At 61.4% G+C, this 24,787-nt stretch carries 21 protein-coding genes and 1 pseudogene; 8 read left to right on the top strand and 14 right to left on the bottom strand.

What is annotated here, in order from left to right:
• Positions 1-87: 87 nt before the first annotated feature.
• A complete protein-coding gene (locus ABWI03_RS25825) occupies positions 88-1,449 on the top strand; it encodes an MFS transporter (RefSeq protein ID WP_166811337.1) in 1,362 nt (453 codons plus the stop codon).
• Here the strand turns inward: ABWI03_RS25825 and ABWI03_RS25820 are convergent.
• The 3 genes from ABWI03_RS25820 to ABWI03_RS25810 all read right to left on the bottom strand — a co-directional run bounded on the left by ABWI03_RS25820 (position 1,439) and on the right by ABWI03_RS25810 (position 3,906).
• A complete protein-coding gene (locus tag ABWI03_RS25820) occupies positions 1,439-2,260 on the bottom strand; it encodes an acyl-CoA thioesterase (protein WP_235169738.1) in 822 nt (273 codons plus the stop codon). The genes ABWI03_RS25825 and ABWI03_RS25820 overlap by 11 nt on opposite strands.
• Before the next feature lie 75 nt (positions 2,261-2,335).
• Positions 2,336-3,175 carry an alpha/beta fold hydrolase gene (locus ABWI03_RS25815; RefSeq protein ID WP_124570049.1) on the bottom strand — a complete coding sequence of 280 codons (840 nt, stop codon included), beginning with the start codon at positions 3,173-3,175 and terminating at the stop codon, positions 2,336-2,338.
• A gap of 35 nt (positions 3,176-3,210) precedes the next feature.
• Positions 3,211-3,906, bottom strand: coding sequence for a TetR family transcriptional regulator (locus tag ABWI03_RS25810; protein WP_095973057.1), 696 nt, complete (start codon positions 3,904-3,906; stop codon positions 3,211-3,213).
• A 168-nt stretch (positions 3,907-4,074) separates the two neighbouring features.
• Between ABWI03_RS25810 and ABWI03_RS25805 the strand changes: the two genes are divergently transcribed.
• Genes ABWI03_RS25805 through ABWI03_RS25795 form a run of 3 tightly spaced genes read left to right on the top strand, consistent with a single transcriptional unit; the run spans position 4,075 to position 6,675 of the window.
• Positions 4,075-5,208 carry a ferredoxin reductase gene (locus ABWI03_RS25805; RefSeq protein WP_298781334.1) on the top strand — a complete coding sequence of 378 codons (1,134 nt, stop codon included), beginning with the start codon at positions 4,075-4,077 and terminating at the stop codon, positions 5,206-5,208.
• 35 nt (positions 5,209-5,243) lie between these two features.
• Complete coding sequence (locus ABWI03_RS25800; protein WP_235169736.1) at positions 5,244-6,416, top strand: fatty acid desaturase family protein; 1,173 nt, start codon at positions 5,244-5,246, stop codon at positions 6,414-6,416.
• A gap of 13 nt (positions 6,417-6,429) precedes the next feature.
• Positions 6,430-6,675, top strand: a complete 246-nt coding sequence (locus tag ABWI03_RS25795) for a hypothetical protein (RefSeq protein ID WP_235169735.1) — start codon at positions 6,430-6,432, stop codon at positions 6,673-6,675.
• 180 nt (positions 6,676-6,855) lie between these two features.
• Here ABWI03_RS25795 and ABWI03_RS25790 read toward each other — a convergent pair whose 3' ends face one another.
• The 4 genes from ABWI03_RS25790 to gdhA form a co-directional block, all read right to left on the bottom strand.
• The gene (locus tag ABWI03_RS25790) at positions 6,856-7,023 is read right to left on the bottom strand and encodes a hypothetical protein (RefSeq protein ID WP_003945367.1); all 168 of its coding nucleotides are present in this window, start codon (positions 7,021-7,023) and stop codon (positions 6,856-6,858) included.
• A 242-nt stretch (positions 7,024-7,265) separates the two neighbouring features.
• Positions 7,266-7,409 (bottom strand): hypothetical protein, encoded by a 144-nt coding sequence (locus ABWI03_RS25785; protein ID WP_003945326.1) that lies wholly within the window; start codon positions 7,407-7,409, stop codon positions 7,266-7,268.
• Positions 7,410-7,772: 363 nt separating this feature from the next.
• A complete protein-coding gene (locus ABWI03_RS25780; RefSeq protein WP_095973061.1) occupies positions 7,773-9,032 on the bottom strand; it encodes a PucR family transcriptional regulator in 1,260 nt (419 codons plus the stop codon).
• Between the two features lie 486 nt (positions 9,033-9,518).
• A complete protein-coding gene (gene gdhA, locus ABWI03_RS25775) occupies positions 9,519-10,862 on the bottom strand; it encodes an NADP-specific glutamate dehydrogenase (RefSeq protein ID WP_095973062.1) in 1,344 nt (447 codons plus the stop codon).
• A gap of 270 nt (positions 10,863-11,132) precedes the next feature.
• Here gdhA and ABWI03_RS25770 point away from each other — a divergent pair, with 270 nt between their 5' ends.
• Entirely contained in the window at positions 11,133-12,467 is a 1,335-nt protein-coding gene (locus ABWI03_RS25770; RefSeq protein ID WP_124570055.1) for a glycoside hydrolase family 183 protein, read from the top strand.
• A gap of 82 nt (positions 12,468-12,549) precedes the next feature.
• Here ABWI03_RS25770 and ABWI03_RS25765 read toward each other — a convergent pair whose 3' ends face one another.
• Positions 12,550-14,727, bottom strand: coding sequence for a glutamine synthetase III family protein (locus tag ABWI03_RS25765; protein WP_298781321.1), 2,178 nt, complete (start codon positions 14,725-14,727; stop codon positions 12,550-12,552).
• A 225-nt stretch (positions 14,728-14,952) separates the two neighbouring features.
• On the opposite strand from ABWI03_RS25765, the gene ABWI03_RS25760 reads away from it, so the two are divergent.
• On the top strand, positions 14,953-15,222 hold the full coding sequence (locus ABWI03_RS25760; RefSeq protein WP_234036628.1) for a putative quinol monooxygenase: 270 nt from the start codon (positions 14,953-14,955) through the stop codon (positions 15,220-15,222).
• Between the two features lie 161 nt (positions 15,223-15,383).
• Here ABWI03_RS25760 and ABWI03_RS25755 read toward each other — a convergent pair whose 3' ends face one another.
• The 5 genes from ABWI03_RS25755 to ABWI03_RS25735 all read right to left on the bottom strand — a co-directional run bounded on the left by ABWI03_RS25755 (position 15,384) and on the right by ABWI03_RS25735 (position 23,144).
• Positions 15,384-15,536 (bottom strand): hypothetical protein, encoded by a 153-nt coding sequence (locus tag ABWI03_RS25755; protein WP_095973066.1) that lies wholly within the window; start codon positions 15,534-15,536, stop codon positions 15,384-15,386.
• 1 nt (position 15,537) lies between these two features.
• Positions 15,538-16,353, bottom strand: coding sequence for a class E sortase (locus tag ABWI03_RS25750; protein WP_298781314.1), 816 nt, complete (start codon positions 16,351-16,353; stop codon positions 15,538-15,540).
• 27 nt (positions 16,354-16,380) lie between these two features.
• Positions 16,381-16,524 carry a hypothetical protein gene (locus tag ABWI03_RS25745; RefSeq protein WP_166811358.1) on the bottom strand — a complete coding sequence of 48 codons (144 nt, stop codon included), beginning with the start codon at positions 16,522-16,524 and terminating at the stop codon, positions 16,381-16,383.
• Positions 16,525-16,650: 126 nt separating this feature from the next.
• A complete protein-coding gene (locus ABWI03_RS25740; protein WP_435054153.1) occupies positions 16,651-21,258 on the bottom strand; it encodes a DUF5979 domain-containing protein in 4,608 nt (1,535 codons plus the stop codon).
• 1,727 nt (positions 21,259-22,985) lie between these two features.
• On the bottom strand, positions 22,986-23,144 hold the full coding sequence (locus tag ABWI03_RS25735) for a hypothetical protein (protein ID WP_003945304.1): 159 nt from the start codon (positions 23,142-23,144) through the stop codon (positions 22,986-22,988).
• Between the two features lie 98 nt (positions 23,145-23,242).
• On the opposite strand from ABWI03_RS25735, the gene ABWI03_RS25730 reads away from it, so the two are divergent.
• Positions 23,243-23,476 (top strand): hypothetical protein, encoded by a 234-nt coding sequence (locus tag ABWI03_RS25730; RefSeq protein ID WP_353798992.1) that lies wholly within the window; start codon positions 23,243-23,245, stop codon positions 23,474-23,476.
• Positions 23,477-23,548: 72 nt separating this feature from the next.
• Here the strand turns inward: ABWI03_RS25730 and ABWI03_RS25725 are convergent, their stop codons facing one another.
• Positions 23,549-24,307 carry a hypothetical protein gene (locus tag ABWI03_RS25725; protein ID WP_298781307.1) on the bottom strand — a complete coding sequence of 253 codons (759 nt, stop codon included), beginning with the start codon at positions 24,305-24,307 and terminating at the stop codon, positions 23,549-23,551.
• A 343-nt stretch (positions 24,308-24,650) separates the two neighbouring features.
• Here ABWI03_RS25725 and ABWI03_RS25720 point away from each other — a divergent pair.
• Positions 24,651-24,775 (top strand): annotated as a pseudogene (locus ABWI03_RS25720) (chloramphenicol efflux MFS transporter); the annotation flags it as partial.
• Positions 24,776-24,787 lie beyond the last annotated feature (12 nt).

The raw sequence follows: 24,787 nt of genomic DNA, 5'->3' as shown, positions 1-24,787 counted from the left end.
GCGTACTAACTCGGGTGCATAGAACGTCCTGTATGTCGATCTCGGAGAGAGGCGCCGAGTCGCCCGCGCGCAGTTAGGCTTCGCCGTATGAGCGCCGAGTCCACCAGCACCCAGGCCGAGCCACCCGCAGGCATCGGTGGTGCGGCCACGAAGAGTCAAGTGATCGCGTGGGGGCTGTGGGACTGGGGATCGGCCGCGTTCAATGCGGTGATCCTCACGTTCGTCTTCTCGGTCTATCTCACCGACGCGGTCGGCGACGACCTGCCCGGCTCGATATCGGCAACTACGTGGCTCAGTTGGGCCCTCGGAATCGCCGGCTTCTTCATCGCGATACTCGCACCGATCACCGGACAGCGTTTCGATGCGTCGGGTAAACGCAAACTCTCGCTCGCGATACTCACCGGCATCACCGTGCTCTCGATGGCGGGTCTCTATTTCGTCGAAGACAACTACCGCTACCTGTGGCTCGGATTGGTTCTGCTCGCAATCGGCTCGGTGATCTTCGAGCTGGCCGGCGTTCCCTACAACGCCATGATGCGGCAGGTGTCGACGCCGGAGAATCTGGGTCGAGTGTCCGGCTTCGGCTGGGCCATGGGATATTTCGGCGGAATCGTGCTGCTGTTGCTGTGCTACTTCGGCTTTATCGTCGGAGACGGCGACACTCGAGGATTCCTGGGGTTGACCACCGACGGCGGCATGAACATCCGGATGGTGGCACTGCTGGCCGCAGTGTGGTTCGCGGTCTTCGCGATTCCGGTGTTCTTCAAGGTTCCCGAGTTGCCCAGCCCCGCCGTCGATCCGGGAGCGTCGAAGGCCGGGTTCCTCGACTCCTATCGGGTGTTGTGGCGCGATCTGCGCGAACTCTGGAATGTCGACAGGCGCACGATCTGGTACCTGATCGCGAGCGCACTCTTTCGTGACGGTCTGGCGGGCGTGTTCACCTTCGGAGCCGTGCTGGCTGTCAACGTCTACGGAATCAGCGCGGCCGACGTCCTGCTGTTCGGTGTTGCCGCCAACGTGATTTCCGCAATCGGTGCATTGGTTGCCGGACGCTTCGACGATCGGATCGGACCGAAGCAGGTCATCACCGTCTCTCTCGCGTCGATGATCGTCGTCGGCGCGATACTGATCGCGGTGTCCGGGCCGGTGATGTTCTGGATCTTCGGACTCGCACTCTGCCTGTTCGTCGGGCCCGCCCAGTCTTCGGCACGAACCTTCCTGGCGCGCATCACCCCGCCTGGGCGTGAAGGTCAGATGTTCGGCCTGTACGCGACCACAGGCCGAGCAGTGTCGTTTCTGGCGCCGACACTGTTCGGCCTGTTCGCCTGGCTCTTCGGTGCAGACCGCGCCGGCATCATCGGACTGCTGGTGGTTCTCGGCGTGGGCCTTGCCGCGCTGTCGATGGTGAAGGCGCCGGAAGGCGACAGCGCGCTGCCCGTCAATCCTTGAAGTAGACCAACTGGTGAGTTGTAGCGAGCAATGCGCCGTCAGTGCCCCAAATTTCGGCCGACTGATCGAAGTACCCGTTGCCGAACCGTTGAGTACGCGCGGTTCCCAGGACGGACTTGTCCGCCTGTTCGGTCAGTGCCGGAGGGTCGGCGTGGAAGTAGATGGTCATCGAGACCGTTCCGGCCGGTGCCATCTTGCCTCGGCGCAAGAAGACCCGCGGGAAGAAGACATCGCACAGTGCGGTGAGTGACGTGAAGTCGAGAGCGCGTGCCGGCTGGTCGCGCACCCAGAGTGTCGTGGTCGAGTCGGGATGCTCGCCCGACTCCAGATCGGGGATCGCACCTTCGACAAACCGCATCTCGTAGTTCTGTGCCCAGGCGATGAACTCGGGGAACGGCAGCAGTGCAACGTTGTCGGCCGACGGAACCTCCGGCATCGTGATTTCGGTCGACGACCAGGTTTCACGCCTGGTACCGAACACTGCCGTCGCGGTGGTGGCGACGGTTCCGTCCTGCGACAGTTCGATGGACCAGTGCTGCGTCGAGCGGTTGGTGCGCACCGGCCGGGCGGAGATCTCGAAAGCGCCTTCGGTGATCGGACCGGCAAAGTTGACGGTCAACGACAGCGGATCGCCGAGGCGTTCGGGGTGCTTCAGCACGGATTCGAGCAAGGTGGCAGCGGTGACGCCGCCGAACGGGCCGACCATGTTGTTGTACGCCGGATTGGTTTCGCCGGTCGACAAGCCGGCGGTGAGCGACGTCAATCCGACAGCAGCGTCAAAAGGATGGGGTGGTGCAACGGTCTCGGTCATCGCAGAACTCCTGGTGGTGGAATCAATTCGGCTCTATGTATGACAACATACATAGAGCCGAATTCCACGCGGCGATCAGGATCCTGCACGCGCGAGGATTGCCTCGGCCAGCTCTTCGGCTCGCTCTTCCGGAATCCAGTGACTTCCGCCCTCGAGCACGACGAACTCGTAGGGTGCGTCCACGAATTCACCGCAGCGCTCTGCGCCTGCACGGCCGAGCGCTGTGTCGCCGGTGCTCCAGACGTACGTGGTCGGGACGGTGGTGCGATCGATGTCGCCGAAGTCGCGGGTCATCGCGCGGTACCAGTTCAAGGCGCCGGTCAGCGCGCCCTCACCACTCAGGACACGAATGTGCTCGTCCGCGAATTCAGGATCGATCTGTCCGTCGAACATGGCCCGCAGCCGGCGGAAGTTGTCCTCCGACAACACTTCCTCGGCCTTGCCCTCCTGCCGGAGAAGTCCGATGTACGACGAGCGCTGCTTCTGGTCCTCGTCCTCGCGGAGTGCCCAGCCGAAGGCGGTGGGGTGGGGGACCGAGATCGCGGTCAGGCTGCGGATCCGGTTCGGATGGCGACCGGCGACCTGCCAGGCGACCGCCGAACCCCAGTCGTGACCGACAAGATGCGCGTCGGGCAGGCCGAGCGCGTCGAGCAATCCGACGACGTCGGCGACCAGGTGCTCGATCTTGTAGGCATCCACCCCTTCGGGGCGTGCGCCGGCGGAGTAACCGCGCTGATTCGGTGCGATCACGCGGTAACCCGCCGCGGTGAGCAGTGGTGTGACCTTGCCCCAGGATGCGGCGCTCTCCGGGAAGCCGTGCAGCGCTACCAGTGGAATGCCGTCGTCCGGGCCCGAGATCAGTACGTCGAAGGTGAGGTCGCCAACGGGGATTTCGAATGTACTCGTGGAAGACATGACTCTCACCGTACGTCGAAAAGGTGAACCCGAGGTCAGTTTCGAGGTGGATTCCAGGTGGCCATTCCGAGCATGATGATTCGCAGTTGCTTCTCGGCCCGGGTGATGACGGCGGCTTCGTCGCGATACCCGGCCGTCCCGGCGTCCAGCAGTTCGACGACAGCACTGAACATCGTCGAGACGATCAGGTCGGCAGACATTTCCAGATCGTCCGACGACCAGCTTTCCAGCCCGGTAATTCTGGAGAGGTCGATGGTCAATTCGCTGACGAACAACCGCATTTCGGTGGCTATCGCGCGTCGCACCTCACTGACGCCGCTGTAGCGTTCACGGCAGAGGAACCGAAACTGCCGCTCATGTGAATGTACCTGTCGCACAAGGATCTCCAGCGACGTGGTGGCGTCCTTGGTGCTGGGATTGCGCCGTGCGTCGCGAAGCATCTGACGCAGCATGCGCATGCTTTCCTCGACAAGGACAACGCCGACGTCCTCCAGTGAAGCGAAGTGGCGGTAGAACGCCGTCGGAACGATCCCGGCTTCCCGGGCTACCTCTCGCAAGCTGATTCCGGCGAAGCCGCGATCGGCCGAGAGGTCCATGGCAGTGTCCAGGAGCGCTTGGCGTGTGCGTTCCTTCTTGGCGGCACGACTTTCCGGTTCCCTGTTCTCAGGTTCCCTGCGCTCCGGGTTCACCGGTCCGGCCTTCGTCACGACGTCGAGTGTAGGTACAGGCATTCCGGCTCCTTTCGGCAACTCGTGTAACTCGGGTCACATTCTTGTTGACATGTACTTGTGTGCACCTGTCACACTATCTTCGGTGAACATTTGTACACTGAATTCACGCAGTCGGGGAAAGTTAGCTCAGTAATCGATTCACCCGGCAATCGAAGTACGAGGAGGGTCATGACAATCGCATCAGCTCCTGAGAACACGACACCGAAATCCACACCTCGGCGTGGACTGTCCTTGGTGGGACTCATCGAAGCCATGGCCGCTCCACATCAGATCGACCGCTACCTCGAGTTGGTCAACCCGATGGCGACTGTTCGTGACATCCGCGCGCAGGTTGTCTCCGTCGACCATCCGACCGCTGACTCCGTCACTCTGACGCTGCGCCCGACTCGCCAGTGGCGCGGTTTTCAGGCGGGCCAGTTCGTGCAGTTGGGCGTGGTGATCGACGGTGTTCGTCACACTCGGTGCTACTCGCCGGCCGGGGGCGCGTCTACGCGCAGTGGGCTGATCGAGCTCACCGTGAAAGCGCATCCGGGTGGCCTGGTGTCGCAGTATCTGTACGCCAACGCCGCGCCCGGACTCGTTGTCAGCCTCTCGCAGGCAGACGGGGTGTTCTCCCTTCCCGCGGACCGCCCGCGCCGGGTGTTGTTGATCAGTGGCGGCAGTGGAATCACCCCGGTCATGTCGATGCTTCGGACGCTGGTGGAGGAGGAGCACTCGGGCGAGATCGTGTTCGTGCACTACGCGAACACCGACGCGGACGTGGCGTATGCACGCGCCCTGAAAACCATCGCGGAGCAGAACCCGAACGTGAAACTGGTACTCGTGTACACCGAAACCGGTGGAGGTGACCTCGAAGGTTTCTTCGATCGTGGGCACCTCGACGCGGTGGCGCCGTGGATCGCCGATCCGGACACGATCGACGCCCAGGCATACCTCTGCGGGCCTCCCGGACTGATGCGGGGAGTGCGTGAGGTATTCCGTGAGGTCGACGTCGAGCACCTGCTCAACACAGAGGAGTTCGCGCCGGCGGTGGCCGAACCGGGTGAGGCCGGCGGCGAGGTGTCCTTCACCAAAAGTGGGGTGGCGGCCGAGAACTCCGGCGAAACTCTTCTCGAACAAGCTGAAGCTGCGGGCCTCAATCCCGAATACGGATGCCGGATGGGAATCTGCTTCTCCTGCACCTCCGTCAAGAAGGCCGGTCGCACTCGCAACGTTCGCACCGGTGAGACAGACGACGAGCCGGACAAGAAGATCCAGCTGTGCGTCAGCGCTCCCGTCGGCGACGTCACCGTCGACATCTGAAGTCCCATTTTCCACACGACTGTCTGGAGACCGACATGTTTGGACTTTCACTTCCCACCCTCCCGTTCCTCGGCAACGGTTCCGATGCGAAGGCCGATGCTCCCGTCGTCCTGACGTACGAGCAGGTCGAGGAGATCGGCCGTGAGTTGGATGCATTGCGTGATCGCACCGTCGCCTCGCTCGGTGCGGAGGATCGGGAGTACATCTACAAGATCATCAAGGCTCAGCGTGGTTTCGAAGTCGCCGGTCGCGGCTTGATGTACCTCGGCTTCCTACCGCCGGTGTGGCTCGCGGCAGTCGGCGCACTGAGTGTGTCGAAGATCCTCGACAACATGGAGATCGGCCACAACGTCATGCACGGTCAGTACGACTGGATGCGTGAACCCGGGCTCAATTCCGAAGTCTTCGAATGGGATACGGTGTGCCCGGCCGACCAGTGGCGCCACTCGCACAACTACATGCACCACACGTACACGAACATCCTCGGCAAAGACCGCGACATCGGATACGGAATCCTGCGTATCGACGACGCGCAGAAGTGGAACCCCTACTACCTCGGTAATCCGGTCTGGGCCTTTGCCTTGATGGTGCTCTTCGAGTGGGGCGTGATGATGCACGACCTCGAGATCGAGAACGTCATCCAGGGCAAGCGCAAATGGCACGACGTCAAGCCGCTCCTGAAGGGCTGGTGGAACAAGGCGGGCAAGCAGGTCCTCAAGGACTACGTCATCTTCCCGGTTCTCACGGGGCCGCTGTTCGTGACCACTCTGGCGGGGAACGTCACTGCCAACCTGGTCCGGAACGTGTGGACGTATTCGATCATCTTCTGTGGCCATTTCCCCACCGGCGTACAAAGCTTCACCGAGGACGAGACGGCCGACGAGACTCGCGGCCAGTGGTACGTACGCCAGATGCTCGGTAGCGCCAACATCGAGGGGAGCCCGCTCTTCCACATCATGTCGGGCAACCTCTCGCACCAGATCGAGCACCACCTGTTCCCGGACCTGCCTGCGCATCGTTATCCGGAACTGGCTCCCCAGGTGAAAGAATTGTGTGTGAAGTACGGTTTGCCGTACAACACCGGTGGGTTCTTCAAGCAGATCGGTTCGGTGTGGGGCAAGATCTTCAAGCTCGCTCTTCCGCCCGGTTTGGTCAAGTCGAAGACCCCTCCCGGTGTTATCGTCGAGCGCCAGCGAACAGCAGCCTGAGAGGCACACACTGATGGTCGGGAAATTCGAACGCCGCAAGGACACGGTCCAGGAACTGACCGAAAGTGCAGCCAACCACGTGGGCTCGATCGCGATGATCATCGCCGGGGCTGTTCGAGACGTGACGCGCGAGATCGGTGACTGGGTGTCCGACGGAATCGAGATGCGTGAGGCAGCGAAAAAGGCTGCGGCTGACGATCGTTCGGAGTCCGTGACCATCGAGCACGACGACACTGATCCGCCGAAAGGCTGGCGTTGATTCCAACTCTTCGATCGTCGAGACAGTAAGGCCGACGACCGGATCGCCCAACCGGGAGCCGTTTCGCCCGAACGACCACGTTGCCCTCCGTCATCGATGACGGAGGGCAACGTGGGTTTCATGGACTGTTTCGGCGATCGAAGACGCGGATCGACCGCCGATCCGATCACAAGTGAGGTCCTAAGCAGCGCTTCCGAGGCTCGCCGAGTCGAAGCTGCCGAGCCCGGTGCTACCGAGACCGCTGCTACCGACCCCGCCCAACGCGAGCGCATTGCTGCTGCCCGCGCTCAGAAGCTGGACGATGATGTTGATGACGATGGGGTCGCCGGTGAGCGGAATTGTAGGCACGGGGGACCTGCTTTCTGTTTCGAGATGTGGTGAGAATGTGAGCGGCGACGGGATCGTCGACGTGGTCGGGAAGGCTGTTTCAGGCACTTCCGGTGCTGCCGAGCGACACGATCGAGCCGTTGCCGAAGCCGAGTGCTCGGGAGAGTGAGCCGAAGTCGATGACCAGGCTGCCCAGGGTGTGCTGGTTTATCACGGTGGTTCCTGTCTGTGCCGCGACTTGGTGATGCGAGCGGATAAGTCGATCAGGGAGCAGGCGTCGTGGGAGTTTCGCCGCCGCCGCCGATCGGAGAGTTGTCGGTGTAGAGGAAACTGCTGCCGGCGTTGAACATCTGTAGGACGGTGTTCAAAACGACGGCCAAAGCGCCTGTGGTTGGTGCGGCGATCATGTGCTTGCTCCTGGTTTCAGCGGTGGCGACGTGGTGGTCACCGTGGTCACCGCCCTCACAGTGTCAGGCGGCTTGGAGCGGGCCCTGTGCGAGAGATTCTCTCGCACAGGGCCCGAGATTCGTCCTAGGAGACGCCGCCGCCATCCGTCGAGCCCGTGCCGGTGCTGCCCGCGTTGAACAGCTGCAGGATGGTGTCGAAGAAGGCACCGAGGAGAGCGTTATCCTGGCCGTTGATCATGTTTTTCCCCTTAATTGTTACTGGTTTGCGCGGTGATTCGCACCACACTTTTATAGCCCGGCTCGATACGAAAAAGTGGGGTCGAGGCTCTATGCGTGGACAGCTAATAGCGAGGATGTGAGTGTTCACACTTTCGCTGGACGATTGTCCATATCAGTGCTGGCGAAGGTCAGAGAGATCATGGCAGCGCGCAGTTTGAGCAGCTCAGAGGGTAGTGCCGGATCCAATCCGGTCAGGGTTGCGATGCGCTTGATGCGGTTGTCGACGGTGTTCGTGTGTAGACCGAGCGCCGACGCGGTGCGCTGACGGTGCTGGCCGTTGGCGAGGTGGATGGACAACGTCTGCAATAGTTCTGGATTTCCGTCGAGCGGCTTGAGGAGATTGATCAGGCTGTCGCGGCCTGCGCCACTGCGAGTCAGTTGATACTCGAGCGCGAGGTCTTCCATTCGGTACGACCGCGCCGGCAGTCTGAGCCGCCGCACGAGTTGCGCTAATTCGTGAGTGGTTGCTTGGGCGGCGGCGATATCACCGACGGCGGCGCTCTCGGCGATCGCTGTGATCTCCACCCCCACAGTCGCGCGCGCACGTTGGATGACCTCGCACACCGTTCTCCAGTCGGGTGTGCCTTCGATCAGGACCAGACCACGTTGCGGTGCAGGCGCTTCGAGCAATGCCGACCCGAAGTGGGCCGCGATCTTCGACTGAGCGACGGAGAGGTCACGATAGGCCTGTATGCGCTGGTGATTGCCATTTCGGGCTCCCGGACGAGTGGGCGGCAGGTTCACCAGGAGCCGTAGGACGAGATAGCGGGGTGCGAGTTCGATGCCCATCTGCAACGCAAGTTGGGTGGGATCGTCGCCGTCCAACATGGCTTTCACGAGCGCGCCGGCGGAGTATTCCCCGAGTTGGGAACCGGCTGGAAGAGCCGAGAGATAGCTGATCGATATGAACGAGTGAAGCCGCTGCGCGAGTGCGAACAAGAACTCGTTGAGATCCCCGAGATTGTCGGAGTCCTCGGCGTCGGCCCTGCTGAGGATGAGGGTGCGAAAAGTGCTGATGCCCTCGTTGGTCAAGTTGAGGATCGCGCTGAGTGGCACCCCTTTCAATGCCTGTTGGACGGTCATCGTATGAATGCCGTCCAACTCTTGGTCGGTAGGGAGTTTGCGGTGATCCAACAGCTGGATCCCCACTTGGAGCCCCTGCACGATCACCGCAATCAGTTCCCGACGTACTGCCTCCGTTTGGAGGGAAGTCAACGTCGGGTTGGCACGGGACAGGTGATCTACGAGATCGCTTGCCAGTGGGATGACGTCGTTGACCGCTGTGGAGGCGGGCTTGCCTCCCAACATGAGCGGTCCCGGGTTGTTCAGCAGCGCTGGGGACATGGGGTGGCCTCCTCTAGACAGGTGCGTCGCCTGGCACAGGCACCCGGAGGCTCGGCGCGTCACGAAGCGGGATACACGCTGAGGCCTTGTTCGGGGGCATACTCGCCGCTGAAATTTGCGGATCGAATTGCGCCAGGCGTTGTGATTTCTACCACATGAACGACTGTCCAACTGTGAAATGGACAAATGTGAAGATAAGTCCATATGCCCCACGCGCTCCGGACCTAAACAATCGTCCACTTACGCTGTTTTTCGACGTCAGAGCGGAAAACGATTCGGCAGACACCACGAGTCCCGTCTGGCATCATTGCCGGCGCCAACGGTGATCGTCGCGGGTGATTTGCTCAGATCGAGCTCGAGGGCCCTGGGTCCTCGAGGACCCAGGGCCCTCGAGGCCTAGGTGGTGATTCGACCAGTCCGACGTACGGGAACCGGATCAGGGTGAAGTCACCCTTTTCTGTACTGCTGTCTGTGTTGCGGAAATCCCTAGATGACGCCCAGCGAAATCATGGCGTCGGCCACCTTCACGAAGCCGGCAATGTTCGCGCCGTGCACGTAATCGCCAGGCTTGCCGTACTCGGCAGCGGTGTTGATGGTGCGCTTGTGGATACCGCGCATGATTCCGGCGAGGCGCTCGTCGGTGTACTCGAAGCTCCAGGAATCACGCGAAGCGTTCTGCTGCATTTCGAGAGCAGAGGTTGCCACGCCACCGGCGTTGGCTGCCTTGCCGGGTGCAAAGGCCACGTTCGCGTCACGGAAGAGCTGGATGCCGCCGGGGGTGGTGGGCATGTTCGCGCCTTCGGCAACGGCCTGAACGCCGTTGGCGATCAAGGTCTTTGCGGCATCTTCGTCGAGCTCGTTCTGAGTCGCGCAGGGGAGTGCGACATCGCACGGCACATCCCAGATGGATCCGTCGGCGATGAACTCGGCGTGCGGAACTGCGTCGGCGTACTCGCTGATGCGGCCGCGGCGAACTTCCTTGATCTCCTTGAGGAGGTCGAGATCGATGCCCTTCTTGTCCACGATGTATCCCGAGGAGTCCGAGCAGGCGATTGCGACGCCGCCGAGCTGGTGGATCTTCTGGATGGCGTAGATGGCGACATTGCCGGATCCGGAGATCACGACGTTCTTGCCCTCGAGGCCTTCGCCCTTCGCCTTGAGCATTTCGGCGACGAAGTACGCGACGCCGTAGCCCGTGGCCTCGGTGCGAACCTGTGATCCGCCCCAGGTGATGCCCTTGCCGGTCAGGACGCCCGACTCGTACGTGTTGGTCAGTCGCTTGTACTGGCCGAACAGGTAGCCGATCTCACGACCGCCGACGCCGATGTCACCGGCCGGAACGTCGGTGTATTCACCGATGTGGCGCTGCAGTTCGGTCATGAAGGACTGACAGAAGCGCATGACCTCCGCGTCGGTGCGACCCTTGGGGTCGAAGTCCGAGCCACCCTTGCCGCCGCCGATGGGAAGACCGGTGAGGGAGTTCTTGAAGATCTGCTCGAAGCCGAGGAACTTCACGATGCCCAGGTTGACGCTGGGGTGGAAACGCAGGCCGCCCTTGTAGGGGCCGAGTGCACTGTTGTACTGCACGCGGAAGCCGCGGTTGACGTGAACGTTGCCCTCGTCGTCGGTCCACGGCACGCGGAAGATGATCTGGCGTTCCGGCTCGCACAGCCGCTCGATGAGTCCGGCGTCGGCGTAGCGCGGGTGGCGTTCGAGTACTACGTGAAGAGACTCGAAGACCTCTGCGGCGGCCTGATGGAATTCGGGCTCTCCTGCATTGCGAACCAAAACCTGATCGTAAATCTGCGCTACGCGGTCACGTACGGACACCGCTCACCTACCTCGTTGTGAGAACTCTTTTACATTTCCGTTACATACTAGGCGCCTTTATTGCTGTATCGGACAACTGTCCTGTGAAGGTGAAATCGGACACAGCTGCCACTTGTGTCAGTTGAACGGGCGATTTATAACAATTTGCTCAGCTTTCACTCTCTTAACACAGTCCAAATGGTTTGCTTCTGCGGTCGGGGATCACTGTGCCTGTGGTCCGAACGCGAGTCGAAATGATCAGAGGGGCTGCACGTGCGTAAAAAACACTCCATGTCGGCGATGTTGTCGATAGGCGTCGTCACGATTGCCGCGACGATCGCCGCAGCACCGTCTGCGTCGGCGATCGGTGGACCGTGTGGTTCGGGAGGGAGTGGCTCCGCCGGATCGATGACGGGTTCGCTCGGATCCCTGACCGGATCTCTCGGCAGTGGTTCAGCAGGTACGGGATCCCTCGCCAACGCGTTGCCGTGGATCACCGGCGCTCCCAACGGCGCTCTACCGGTGCTGACCGGCCGGACCAAGGCAATCGAAATGGTCACCGGCCCGGGCAGCCCGAACAACACCATCGAGCGGTTCAACGTGTCGGGAACCGACCTCGGAATCATGTGGGACAACGGTCTTTCAGGGCCCGATCACGACGTTCTGATGGCCTTCGGCGACACGGTGGGTGATTGCGACACCCCAGGAGACGACTGGCGCAGCAACGTGTTGTTCCGCAGCAACGACACCGCCATTGCCGACGGAATGAAGATCGACAGCTCACCTTTGGACGGACCCAATCATTCCAAGGAGATCATTCCGGGATTCGGTATCCCGGGGGAGTTCACGACCATCCCCACAGCTGGAATCTCCTACGGCGGTGTGCAATACATCAGGTTCATGTCTGTTCGGTCCTGGGACGAACCCGGTGCCTGGACCACCAACTACTCGGCCCTGGCTTTCTCGACAGACAACGGTGAGAACTGGGAACTCGATCCCGCGACAGTTCGCGCCAATACGGAAGGACTCGGTATTCCGGGGATTCCGGCAGTATCTCCGATCAATTCCAACTTCCAGCAGAGCGCCTTCCTCGACGGCCGGGACGGCTACATCTACGAATACGGAACTCCCTCAGGTCGTTTCGGCAAGGCGATCCTGGCGCGGGTGGCCGGAGCGGACATCAGAAACCTCGGCGCCTACGAATACTGGGACGGATCCGGTTGGAGCCCACGCGATACCGATGCCGTTCAGGTCATCAAGGCACCCGTCAGTGAGCTCGCAGTGCAATGGAACGACTACCTGAACAAGTACGTCGCCATGTACACCAGCGCCGAGGGCAATCTCGTGATCCGTCAGGCTGATCAGCCGCAGGGACCGTGGAGCGGTACCCAAACTCTGCTGAGCGGAATCACGTTGCCCGCGTTGTACGGCGGATTCATGCACCCGTGGGCGAGCGGACAGTTCCTCGAATTCGTTGCTACGACGTGGGACCGTTACAACGTCATCTACATGCGGACCGATTTGAACGGACTCAAGATGGCGTCGTCCGATTCTCGCGATCGGCCGGACCCGGCGACGACCGGCGAGGCACGCGTCCTCGAGGTCACGATGCCGGAAGACCGCTAGCCGAGCAAGCTTCGACAACTATGGCCTGCAACTCGATCGAGTTGCAGGCCACAGTTTTGTGGGCGTTGATTTTCGGTGATGCTCAGAGAATGAACAGCATCTCCTGATATGTCGGGAGTGGCCAGTGATCGTCGGCGACGATGGTTTCGAGGAAGTCGGCCGCTGCACGTACTTCGGCCATCGCGGGCAGGAGTGCGTCCTGGGCGTGCTTGGCCTGATCGAACGGGGACTCGCCGGCGTCGGCGTCGATGGCTGCACGCAGGGTCGCCAGCGCAGTTCGTAGAGCCGCAACGGGCGCCGACACTTCTTCGAGCGGAGCTGAATCCGGTTCGAGGCCGGCGGACTTCAGCGCGACGAAGTTTTGAGCAACTTCCGTCTGGTGGCGCACTGCAGCCGGAAGGATCAGCGTCGTACCGATTTCGGCGGCCAAGCGTGCCTCGACGCCGATGCTCAGTGCGTACTGTTCGAGTCCGACCTCGTAGCGACTGTGCATCTCTCGGTGGTTGAAGACCTTGTACTTCTCGAAGAGTTCCATCGAGGGCTCGGTGATCAGTTCAGGCAGCGCGTCCAGCGTTGTGCGAAGGTTCGGCAGGCCGCGAGACTCGGCCTCGATCTGCCAGTTCTCCGAGTAGCCGTCGCCGTTGAAGACAACCGCACCGTGATTGGTGATGATTTCGGTGAGCAGATTCTGGACGGCGGTGTCGAAATCGGCGCCGTCTGCGACTGCCGATTCCAGTTCGGTGGCCATGTAGTCCAAGGCCTCGGCCATGATCGTGTTGATGGTGACCATCGGACCGTTGACCGTCTGCATCGATCCCGGCGCGCGGAACTCGAAACGGTTGCCGGTGAAGGCAAACGGGCTGGTGCGGTTGCGGTCGCCCGGATCGGTCGGTAGGACGGGAAGGGTGTCGGCACCGATCATCATGGTGCCCTTGTCCTTCGACGACGTCGCCGCGCCCTTGGCGATCTGCTCGAAGACGTCGGCCAGTTGATCGCCGAGAAAGATCGAAATGATGGCCGGGGGAGCCTCGTTGGCACCGAGACGGTGATCGTTGGTTGCCGAAGCGACAGATGCGCGCAGGAGTCCCGCGTACTTGTGGACGGCCCGGATGACTGCGGCACAGAAGACTAGGAATTGCGCATTGTCATGCGGATTGTCGCCGGGGACAAGCAAACTACCGAGTTCGGAGCTGCCCAGGGAGAAGTTGACGTGCTTGCCGGAGCCGTTCACGCCGTCGAACGGCTTCTCGTGGAAGAGGCATTCCATGCCGTGCTTCTTGGCGATGGTCTTGAAGGTGGTCATCAGCAACTGCTGGTGATCGGCGGCGATGTTGCCGCGCTCGAACATTGGGGCGATCTCGAACTGGCCGGGCGCAACCTCGTTGTGCCGTGTCTTGGCGGGGATGCCAAGTTTGAAGAGTTCCCGCTCGGTGTCCATCATGAATCCGAGCACACGTTCCGGGATCGCCCCGAAGTAGTGGTCGTCGAACTCCTGGCCCTTGGGCGGCTTTGCGCCGAAGAGTGTTCTGCCGGCGTTCAGTAGGTCGGGGCGCGCGAGGAAGAAGTGTCGATCGATCAGGAAGTACTCCTGCTCGGGACCGCAGAACGACACGATGTGCTCGGGATCGTTGTGCCCGAACAACTTCAGGATTCGTTCGGCGTGGTAACCCATGGCCTGCTGTGAGCGCAACAGGGGAGTCTTGTGGTCGAGTGCTTCGCCGGTCATCGAGACGAACACAGTCGGGATACACAGTGTGTTGCCGTTGGGGTTTTCGAGTACGTAGGCCGGGCTCGTGACATCCCAGCCGGTGTATCCGCGGGCCTCGAACGTGTTGCGCAGCCCACCGTTCGGGAAACTCGAAGCGTCGGGTTCACCTTGGATCAAGGTCTTGCCGGCGAACTCGGCCAACGCACTGCCGTCGCCGACCGGTTCGAGGAAGCTGTCGTGCTTCTCGGCCGTCAACCCGGTGAGCGGATAGAAAACATGGGCGTAGTGGGTCGCGCCCTTTTCCAGCGCCCAGTCCTTCATCGCGGACGCGACTGCGTCGGCGACCATGGGATCGAGTGGTTTGCCTTGCTCGATCGTCGCCATCACCGACTTGTAGACGAGCTTGGGCAGCCTCTTCTGCATGACCACCTTGTTGAAGACGTTGGCTCCGAACACCTCGCCGGGAGTTTCATCGGTCGTGAAGCTGACCACCGGCGGTGTGTAGGCCTCGACGTCCTTGATCGCTTGCAAGCGAACTGCATTTCCACTCATGTGCTTACCCCTCGCCCGGGCCCAGGGCTGCGCTGCTGATTGCGAGCCCGACTTCGGCAAACCCTACGAACCTTCGGTATCGGGGGTGTTTCGTAGATATTGCGCCTGTCCGCAAACTTCGAGTCACAACGGAAATCTTGATCTGTCGGGGGTCTACGGCAGACTTCGAGCGGAGGGGTCAATGCGGGACAGTGGAATCGGAGAGTCTTTGTGATCAGGGTTTTGGTGCCAACCACAGTGGCGCAGGGTGATCTCGCGGAAGTGCTTCGGCTGTACGACGAACTTGTCACCGAGACCCGAAAAGAAGACGGCTGCATCAATTACGAGTTACTGCAGCGCACCGACAATCCGTGCGAGCTCGTGTTGGCGGAGGAATGGGAATCGCAGGAGCACCTCGACGCCCACACCCATACCGAGCACTTCGTGAGGTTGGTTGCGGCACTGGACAAGCTGGAGACGGCAGCGCCGGCGCAGATCTTCACGAAGGTTCTGTAGCGGCGGAGTCAGGTTTCAGTGCTCGCTCAGGTCGTTCCGACACGTGGAAACTGGTTCATCGGCACGCCGGAATCATCGTAGGTCCGTCGATTCCGATGTAGGACAGCGCCTTCGGGCTCCAGCCGGGTCTTGTGCCGGTGTGGCCGACCTGCACGGGCGCTTTATACGGTGACGTCGGAATAGGGCATGTGCTCTGACACCCAAGGAAATACGACTTCCATGAGTAGCAGCACGACCGCAACCACGAGAACGATCGCCAGCAGGGCCTTCACTGGTCGGGGGCCGGGGAGCGCGCCCCAGAGGTAGCCGTACATTTCATTGCTCCTGGAGTGCCGCGGGAATGGTGCCCGAAGTCTTCGAGATTGTTTCGACGAGAACAGCATGGACGATCATGCGTTCGCTGTTCGAGTAGAGCGGATGGCACGTGGTCAGTGTCAACATGCTTTCCAGTGTGGTGTCAGGCTCTGGCCAAGGTTTGCCGGGGAGCGGGTTGACGACCGCAACGTCCCCCGGCACGGTGATGTGCCGCCCGAGGAGATGTGCGTAGTCGCCGTCGGACACGCGGTCGGCTTGCTCGGGGCTCAAGCAGGCTTGCGCCGCTGTGCGACGTTCGGGCGAAGCCTGGTCGAGTGGGAGTAACCGGTACGTCATCCACTGGAACTCGGTCTCCACGACGACGGCATCGCACGCATCGAGTCGATCCAAGTGTTGGAAGACTGCGCCGAATCCGATGCGATGCCCGGCGAGCGCGAAATTTCCTGCTTCGCCGGGCATCTGCGATTCGGGGTAGTGGCCGGGGCCGGCCCGTAGGTCCTCGTTGCGTGTGCCTTCGACGACGGCGGATACGACGTCGGCACCGAGTGTCGGGAGGTACACGCGCGCGAATCCCTCGCCGAGCACCGGGGCCGGCGGTGCAACAGGGTTACCGGCCGCAACCTGGTCTTTGTCCTTGCCCCACGATTCCTCCAGTTGGGCGTTGACCTCGTCTTGCAGTCGCCCCGAGGTGATATTGGTCCAGAACGCCTCGTAGGCGACGAAAAGCAGGATGAGGACCCCGGCCGTGAGGAGCAGCTCACCGATGACCTGGCCTAACCGCGGCCGCCCAGGAACCGGATGCTGTGAATCTCTCATGGACCGGGACTCCTCTCCGCCGTCGGACTAGTTGCCCGCGCTGATCGTGGCGCTTCCGGTACCTCCGAGAAGGTCGTACAGGAGTACGGACAGGCGACCGAGGCCGTCGATCGCCGCAGAACCGGTGGTCTGGATGTCCTTGATGACGATCGGGAACGGGAGGATGGACATGGTGTTTCTCCTTCGAGGGATGAGCCGCAGGGGCGGCCGCGAGATAGATACGTCGTGACGGTGAACAGGGCGGGTGCGACCAGGTGTAGGTCGCACCCGCGCTGTTTCGGTATTCCTGGTTGGGAGTTACTCCTGGCCGGGTGCACGCTTGCGGTTACGCAGGGCGAGCCACGTGCCACCGCCGATCAGTGCCAGCGCCAGACCGGCGAGCCAGATGACGTTAGCGCCGGTTACCGGCAGGGACGATGACTGGTCCGGTTTGGCCTGAGCAGGATTTCCCGGAGCAGGCGTGCCCGGAGCACCGTTGTGTCCACCACCGTTATTGCCGGGAGTGTTGTTTCCGGGAGTCGACACGTCAGTGCCTGGTCCTCCGGGTACTTCGGAGCCCGGCCATGTCGGGATTTCCCACGGCGGCAGGGGGATCGGGATCGGGATGATGATCAGGCCATTGCTGCTGGTTTTGTTCTCGAGTCCCAGAACCACTGACTTGTTTGCTTCGCTGGTGAGCTTGACGGAAGCTCCGGTCGGTTCACCCGCGATCTTCGAGACGTCCGCCTTGCCTTCCTTGACGCCCCAGATCACTTCACCCCACTTGACGTTGGTGACGTCTGTGTGAGCACCGGTTTCGACGAAAGTGATGTCGGTGTCCAGCGGGAACTGGACCCGGCCGTCGATGACGGCTGCGTCGCACTGGGCGGTCGGAGTGACCGAAGCGCCCGGTTTGACATCGAGCACGCACGAACGCGCCTCGTCGTCGATGTCCGTCCATGTAGCCGTGACCTGGAAGATCGTGGATCCGTCCTTGGCCACCTGGCTGCCCTTGGGGCCGGTCACGATCTTGTCGATGTCCACGTCGGTGGTCGGTATCGGGCGGTTGTGGATCTCCACCACAGCCTGCTCACCGGCCACCACCTTGACGGTGTTGCGGTGTTCGGGGTCTCCGGCATCCGCGGACACGTAGTAGTACGGCCGCGCCCAGTCGATACCGGCCAGGGGCTTGGGGTCGACCTCGGAGAAGGTGATCACGGTGTTCCGTGGAACAACCTCGCCGGACGTCCAACTCCAGTCGTTTCCGGCATCGAGGGTGATGGTCTGGCCCACTGCCGGGAAATCGGTTCCAGCGGGGAGTGGCGGGTCGATTCCGTCGATACGGACATCGAACGTCGCGCTGTCGGGTAGGTCGGTCTCGGGGGCGCGGACGGGATTGCCGTCAGCGTCGAGGATGAACTTCGTGAATTCGACCGAGCCGAACTTCCACAGCGCCTCGTTCGACAGCGTGATCAGTCGACCGTCGGTCGGGTCGTCGGAGACTATGCCCGTTGCGGTTCCGTCGAGGTTCGAGTGCAGCCACGATTCGCCTTCCGGGCTGGTGCCCCAGGAGATCGTGCCCCATTCGACTCCGGCGACATCGGGACGGCCGGTCTCGGTGAAGGTCACCTCGGTGCCGACGGGGAGGTCGACGCCCAGCGGTGTGGTCTGTCCCTGCTTGACGCTCAGCACCTGGGTGCGGTAGTCCACACCGTCGCGCCAACGCGCCTCGACCGTGAACTCCACGTCATCACCGACAGCCTCGGCGGCCTCGCCGCTGACCTGCTTGGCGACGCGCAGAGTGCCATCGTTGATGTCGACGAAGTTCGACACCTCGACCTTGCGCAAATCCTTGCCGATGGTCACCACGGCAGCGTTGTCCGCATTGATCCGGATATTCCCGGAGTATGCGGGCACGCCGTAGGCGAGACCGTCACCGTTTGCCGGAACCAGTTCGGTCAGTGCAACTTCGGTGCCGCCGGGCAGGTTCTCACCGAACGGAACCGAGGTGCCGTCGGACGGGAGCGACAGTGTCTTGCTCTGTGGGTTGTCGTCCGTATCGAGCCAGGTGGCAATCACGTCGAAGCTGGCCGGTACGGCCTTGTCGGACGCCTTCGGGCCCGTGAGCTTCTTGCTCACTTCGAAGGTGCCTTGCGTGATCGTGGCCTCGTTGGTGACGGAGACCGCGTTCGCCGACGCGTCTGTGCCGATGGTGAGCGTCTTCGGGCTGATCACCGGCTGCGACCACGTCACGAGGTCGGTGTTCGTCGGTTGGACCTCGGTGAAGGTGACTTTCGCTCCGATGGGCAATTTGCCCAGATCGTAATGCTGGCCGTCCTTCAGAGTGAATTGACGCAGTTCGTTGCCGGCGTCGTCGTCACCGAAAGCGATCTCTGCGTTGATGACGAAAGCCTCCAGTCCCGTGCGCGCTCCGTCGCCGATGACGGCCTTGGTGATCCTTGCCGATCCCAAGCTCGCTTTGTTGAGCAGTGTGACACCGACATTGCTCTTCGGCGTGATGGTCACCAGCGCCTCGGTCCGGTCCACGTTGAGCGTCACACCCTCTGAATGGCGGAACGTTCCTCGCTCGAAGTACACACCGTCAACGGTCGGGAGGTTGATCTCGGACAGGCGGATCTGCCAGCCGGTTCCGCGGGGGTTGATCCCACTGACCGGTGTCCCGTCAGCCTTCACCTTGATCTCGTAGGAGCTCACCGGGGCGTCGGTCGCTGGATTTTGCCCGGGGGCGAACTCTTCGACTTTCACAGTGAACTCGGTGTCTTCCGGGAATTTCTCGGAGAAGGGAGCGATCTCCTTCAGAAGTGAGAACGAGCCCCGTGACACGCCTTGGCCGGTACCGCCGCCGCCCCATTCCTGCTTGACGCTCTGCGACAGCGTCTGCTTGCCGGCATAGGTGAGGGTGTTGGAGTATTCCGTGTCGCGCTGGTCCAGTCCGCCGCTGCTGGTGCACAGGGTGTAGCTGACGAGGTACTTCGTCTGACGGCTGTAACCGTCCGCGTCACGCGGGAGAGTGAGATCGAAACCGCCGTCGGCGCGCGCCACCGATGTGGCATCGGTGATATCGCGTTTCTTGTTGCCGTCGAAGAAGTCTTGCGCGACGACCTTGAGATTGAGGTTGCTCTTGAGATCGCCGCCGATTTCACACACCGTCATGTTCGGTGAGAACCTGTCGTTGACGACCGCCGGTTCCGTAAGGCCCTCGAGATCGTGTCCGGAGATTTCCACGGTCCAATTGAGTGTGGTGCCTGCCGGCTGCTCCACGCCGCCGACAGTTTGCGACGTGGTGTTGATCGCGCCGCTCTTGCCGCTCGTGAACCTAGGCCCCTCAGTCTTTCCCGTGATCGACGTCTTGTTGACGACCGCCGAGTTGGTGAGATGGTCCTCGGAGTCTGGCACCTCGGTGGTGGTCAGGCAGGTCCGGTACGTGACGTAGTAATACTGCTCTTCGTTGAACGTGTCCGGGTTATCCACAGTGATCGCCGCGGTGAAGGTACTCGCGCCGGCTACTGCGCCGATGGGAGCAATGGTGAATCCTGCGGCAGGAGTGCGGTAGTTGGGTTCGTTCTCCCGCCCTGGGAGGTAGTCAGACTTCTCGATGACTACCTGCACGCCCGAGGCACAGACCGCATGGGGGCCGCCGAAGGTGTCGGTGATGTCGATCTTGTGGTTGTTGGCGGCAATGTCGGTGCCCGGAACCACAATCGTCCAGACGGCTTCCATATTGCGCTTACCGCCGTCGAGGTAGCCACCCTTCCAGGGCTTGGTCTGCGGCGCATAGTCCTGTCCCACGCCATCCGAAGCCACCGTGTTGTCACCGATCGTCACGGAGTTCGTGTACTGAGTCCCCTCGAGATCCACCACGCCGCTGGTCGTGCATGAGGTGTACTCGATGCGGTAGAGCTTGTTGCTCTCGAAGGGCGCGCCGTTGTCGATGTTGATGGTGACCTGATCACCCGCGTCGGGTTGGGTGACGGTGACGCCGCCGGGGGTCTCTTTGAGATCGCCCGGGCGACCGGACCACAGCTTCGCGTTGAGCAGGCTGCCCGCACACACCTTCATGTTGTCGGAGAGCTCGTCGCTCAGGGTCACCGAACCGGTGTTGCCTGCGTCCAACTTGGCCAGATCGGCGCCGGGGATGTCGATGGTCCACCGCACTGACTGCTTGTTGTCCTGGAGTTTGCCGGACTTCGTCGACTCTCCGATTACGCGGCCGTCGGTGATGCCGCCCGTGCCGGGCAGGTCGACCGGCGTGACCTTGTTGTTGATCGTGAAGTCCACAGTCTCTGACGTGGTGTATTCAACCGCCTTGGTGTAAACGAAGAAATCGCCCTTCACCTCGTCCGGGCGATCTGCCACGGCATCGGAGAGAACACACGTCATGAGATTGGTGGAAGCAGCCAGATCGCATGTGCCCCAGACCGTCCCATCGTCGCCCTCCAGCGCGATCATCGGGTTGGACTGTAGCTTCAACTCGTCAGGGAATTGAATCGTGAACTGGTCGCCCGGCAGCGGACTCGCGCTTGACGCGTCCCAGGTGCCGCGCACAGTGACGGAGTCACCGACCGTAATCTGCTGGTCGTTCTTTCCCTCGACCTGGATGTCGGTGATTTTCACATCGATGCCGGGATTGACTCCGCGTGCGGCCAGTCGCTGCGCCGCCACAGAAGTCGTAGACGGGGGCGCCGTGGTTGTGATCGGCGGTTTCGCAGACGTGGGTGACTCCGACGTGGAAGTAAGCGGCGCAGTCGTTTTCAGCGGCGCCTCCGTCGTAGTTGCGGGCGGCTTCGTTGTGGTCGGAACTGTTGAGGTCGGAACTGTGGCGGTCGAGGTCCCGAGGTCATCTGCTGAGGCAACCTGGACGAATGAGAACGACGATACGACCAGCGCCAGGACCGCAACAATCATCCCCAAAGCTGCCCACCGAGACACCACCCCCTCCCCGGCACGGCGCGGGAAGACACGGTTACGCATGACGAACACCTTTCGTTCAGAAACACATGATTCAGGCCCCGTTTCCGGGGCCGTCGAATAGCGAAATGGGACCTTTGAGCAGCTCTGGAGCCTGGATGCGAGCGTTGGTGATTCTCAGGCGACCTATTGCGGAGCCGAACAGTTGGTAATCGGACCCGGCTGACGCCGGCGCAGACTGACGGCCGGCTCTGGGTAGCCAGGAAATTCCAAGAAAACTCGACCGCCGGTGTTACCTAACGCGACGACCTACGAGGTACTAAAGGCCGCGGCCGAGGATCTTTCCTGCGCGATTCATTGCAGTTCGGGCATGAGCACCATCCCGGATAGCAATAGCAACAGTGCGATGGCTCCGAGGGGGAGTCTTCGTGCTGCGTGCTTCGCTGCCGTGACGGTTTTCATGAAATTCCTTTCTCTGGCACAACGTGAAGAAATTTGCGCGGGGCCGTTCGCGAGAAGATGCAAATTCCGCGCAAACAACGCAGAAGGCGCAAACCGGGCGATGCGCAATCAGGAATCTAACACGAGCAAATCGCATAGCTGGACACGCCATGGACGTCCGTCCATGTAAGAAAAACTCCTCTTACCTGGCTATATGCATCTTCCGTTGATTTCTGTCAAGTTAACTGGCTGGTTCATCACAATTCGATCTCGACCATCAGTTGCATGCCTGTCTTGGACCTTGCCGACAATCGGTGAGCGGCCGAGCCGAGTCGGCGCTGCTGTACCGAATGAGCCTTTATGCAGTTCACCGCCCCTTATTTGCTGTCGGAACGACAAGGTGTGGAGCGAACTATCTGTGCACACACGCTCGACAAAAAGGCAAATCATTTTTCTGCGTATAGGAGGAGGGTGAATTAGGGGGTGAATTCAGTCGCGGGTCATAGAAACCCCTGTTCTGAAAGGATCCAGAGATAGGGGTCACATTAGATTCGTTTTTCTTAGCAGATTGGATTCCGGCCCGAGTTAACCGTCGATAATGCTTCGGCGGCCGACATGGCATTTCGAGACAAAGAATCGCCCAGCTTTTCGTAGAAAGCCTTCGGTACGGTTACGTCAGTCCAGCTGATCACGCGCCGCAGCGACTTTTGGCGTCGCTCGTGTGCGCACGGATGATGCACTACCTGGGATGTGTGTGGATCTCGGAAGATGCCATGCCGGAGGCTTCTTCAAAGATCTCGAGACCTCGCAAGTTCAGGTCGTTCTCGCGCACCTCGGCACGATGAAATGGCTTACTTTTCAAGCGCTTTCGATGCCCGGAGTCAAATGGTGACGGTCGTTGCGTAGTCGCTGACGGCGGATGCGGCCGGTTCGATCGGTGCGCAGTCGCCACATCCGAGCAACCGCACCGAGTAGCCGCGAGGTCCCACAGCAAGTGCTTTTCGCAGCTCTCTGGACACTTCGCGAAATCGGACCTTCGAATCGAGTTCTCGCGCAACCATTCTGACGCAGCTTGTGTCAATGGTGCTACACCCACGGCTGCCCGCAAGGTTCGACTGCCCCGGCGGCTTTTACACCTCTGGGCTCCAGAGCCCAGAGGTTCTGTGACACTCGCGGCCGCTCTGTTTAGCGCGGTGCATGCGGCTCAGCCGGCGTTGGCGGGCAATTGCCTACCGGCTCTCGTCGTAGAACTTCGTGAGACGGCCTTCGTCGCAAGGGAAGGGCTACAACGATTGGTCCGGCCCGGTCAACGACGCGGGACCGGTCGTCGGTTGGTGTGCGCCGGTGAAGCGCTCGACCACGGATACCACGACGATCGCGAGTGCCAGGATTCCAACAGTTCGGGCGAGTGACTTCAGCGTCTTCGGAAGTGCCTTCTTCATGTGTGGCAGATTACTGCGGACGGCACGAAATTTGGGGGCTAGGTTCCGATCCGAATGGGATCGGTCTGCACAGATACCCGAATCTGGAGGCCGATCCCGTGTGGAAGTCGCCCAACCCGGCTTCCGAAGATAGTTCGAAGATTACGGATACCATCGCAGGACTTCCGGATGGCAACTATGTCGCCGGAATCTACTACGTCAGTGACGGACCCACCCCGGCCGGATACAACAAGACTCACAACTTGGTTGAGCTTCCGTTCACTCTCCCGCAGGCGCCTGCGAAGCCGGGCGGGGGATTCGGATCCATCCAATTCCCCGCGTTCGGCTGGTAGAAACTCACGACAAAGCCCCCAACTTCGCAAGGAGGTTGGGGGCTTTCGTCATCTGCAGAAGGACTGTTGCTGCTAGCTGCCGAAGACGTCGCCGAGTGAACCGAGTGAACCGGTGCCTGTCTCAGGCTTCGGATCCTTCTTGGCGAAGTTGGTGGTGCAGCCGTTGAACTTCACAGCGTCGACGAAGACGCTCGAGGCTTCCGAGCCGGTGCCGACGCTCACACCGTAGTGCTCGACCTTTGCGCCGGGGTTGGCTGCCACTATGGCATCGAGTGAGGTGGGCTCGCCCTTGACTGCACCGCCGATGGTGCGGGTGCTCCACCAGAGTCCGTCCTGGATGTTCTCGTGCTTGACCGCAGCGTCCGTCACGGGTGCGCCGTTCTGGCTCGGCACCCACACCAGGGTGGTGAAACCGTTGTCGTCCGGGTTCGTGGTGCCGGTCAAACGCAGCTGGAACGCAGCGCTGGTGGTTACGGCACGCTCGGAAAACCCGATTTCCTTGGCAGCCGCGTCGGCGAGCTTGATGCTTCCAGCCGCGTGGTACGACACGGAGCGGTCCTTGACGTCGGTGACTTCGAGTTTGAGTGAGCCGTCCTTGTCGAAGACACTGTCTGCCGCATACGAAGCCGTCTGATTCTTCTCGTCGGTGAACGGGATTCCCCAGCCGTTCGCGGTGGTTTCGGTAGACGTTGTGGAGCAGGTGAAGCCCGCTTCCGGCTCTGCGGAACCGAGTGAACCAGTGGGCGCTGCGCCCGCGAAAGCCGGTGCAATCAATGCGGCGGAGCCGACAAGTGCGGCAACGATTCCGGCGCGGCGGGTGGCTTGAGACATGCGTGATGAACCTCTCGGAGGGTAAAACGGGGGTGAAGGTCTGTAAAAAATAGCACAGACTGTCCGGTTTGTGAATGTTGAGGATGGGAAACGATTGCCCAAAGTCGTCCAGGGAAAAATGCTGGCAAGTAACGCATTTCGGTTTTCCGCGCGATTTACGATCGCAGCATCGGTGAATCGGCACTCGTGATTTCTCAGTAAGTGAGAACGAGCTACCTCGTCGTCGAACCCCGCAAGAACGGCACCGCAGTGTCCGGCACATCGACCACGATCGGACGGTGACGTACTCACTGTGTATGTGACCGGCGTTGGAACATCCCCCGGCAAGGGTCTCGTCGCCGACCTGGAAGGACTCGTGCCACCCGCGATCGCGACCGAGCTGGGGTCTCGGTTGGCACTGCGGGCCTGCTGTCCTCAGCATTTGCGGTCGGTACGGTCATCGGTGCGACAGTGATGGCGGTCTTCTCTGCGGTGCCAGGC

The organism is Rhodococcus baikonurensis, from assembly GCF_040489275.1.
In the GTDB taxonomy this organism is placed as follows: domain Bacteria; phylum Actinomycetota; class Actinomycetes; order Mycobacteriales; family Mycobacteriaceae; genus Rhodococcus_F; species Rhodococcus_F baikonurensis.
Note: the sequence above shows the minus strand (reverse complement) of the source record. Positions and strands in the feature narration are given on the sequence as shown.

Excerpts from the sequence above, each read along its gene's own strand:
- ABWI03_RS25780 (WP_095973061.1), bottom strand. The coding sequence starts at position 9,032 with ATGTCCCCAGCGCTGCTGAACAACCCGGGACCGCTCATGTTGGGAGGC.
- ABWI03_RS25735 (WP_003945304.1), bottom strand. The coding sequence starts at position 23,144 with ATGAAGAAGGCACTTCCGAAGACGCTGAAGTCACTCGCCCGAACTGTT.
- ABWI03_RS25750 (WP_298781314.1), bottom strand. The coding sequence starts at position 16,353 with ATGAGAGATTCACAGCATCCGGTTCCTGGGCGGCCGCGGTTAGGCCAG.
- ABWI03_RS25800 (WP_235169736.1), top strand. The coding sequence starts at position 5,244 with ATGTTTGGACTTTCACTTCCCACCCTCCCGTTCCTCGGCAACGGTTCC.
- ABWI03_RS25805 (WP_298781334.1), top strand. The coding sequence starts at position 4,075 with ATGACAATCGCATCAGCTCCTGAGAACACGACACCGAAATCCACACCT.
- ABWI03_RS25765 (WP_298781321.1), bottom strand. The coding sequence starts at position 14,727 with ATGAGTGGAAATGCAGTTCGCTTGCAAGCGATCAAGGACGTCGAGGCC.
- ABWI03_RS25745 (WP_166811358.1), bottom strand. The coding sequence starts at position 16,524 with ATGTCCATCCTCCCGTTCCCGATCGTCATCAAGGACATCCAGACCACC.
- ABWI03_RS25825 (WP_166811337.1), top strand. The coding sequence starts at position 88 with ATGAGCGCCGAGTCCACCAGCACCCAGGCCGAGCCACCCGCAGGCATC.
- ABWI03_RS25815 (WP_124570049.1), bottom strand. The coding sequence starts at position 3,175 with ATGTCTTCCACGAGTACATTCGAAATCCCCGTTGGCGACCTCACCTTC.
- ABWI03_RS25755 (WP_095973066.1), bottom strand. The coding sequence starts at position 15,536 with ATGTACGGCTACCTCTGGGGCGCGCTCCCCGGCCCCCGACCAGTGAAG.
- ABWI03_RS25820 (WP_235169738.1), bottom strand. The coding sequence starts at position 2,260 with ATGACCGAGACCGTTGCACCACCCCATCCTTTTGACGCTGCTGTCGGA.
- ABWI03_RS25810 (WP_095973057.1), bottom strand. The coding sequence starts at position 3,906 with ATGCCTGTACCTACACTCGACGTCGTGACGAAGGCCGGACCGGTGAAC.
- ABWI03_RS25785 (WP_003945326.1), bottom strand. The coding sequence starts at position 7,409 with ATGATCGCCGCACCAACCACAGGCGCTTTGGCCGTCGTTTTGAACACC.
- ABWI03_RS25770 (WP_124570055.1), top strand. The coding sequence starts at position 11,133 with ATGTCGGCGATGTTGTCGATAGGCGTCGTCACGATTGCCGCGACGATC.
- ABWI03_RS25725 (WP_298781307.1), bottom strand. The coding sequence starts at position 24,307 with ATGTCTCAAGCCACCCGCCGCGCCGGAATCGTTGCCGCACTTGTCGGC.
- ABWI03_RS25795 (WP_235169735.1), top strand. The coding sequence starts at position 6,430 with ATGGTCGGGAAATTCGAACGCCGCAAGGACACGGTCCAGGAACTGACC.
- ABWI03_RS25740 (WP_435054153.1), bottom strand. The coding sequence starts at position 21,258 with ATGATTGTTGCGGTCCTGGCGCTGGTCGTATCGTCGTTCTCATTCGTC.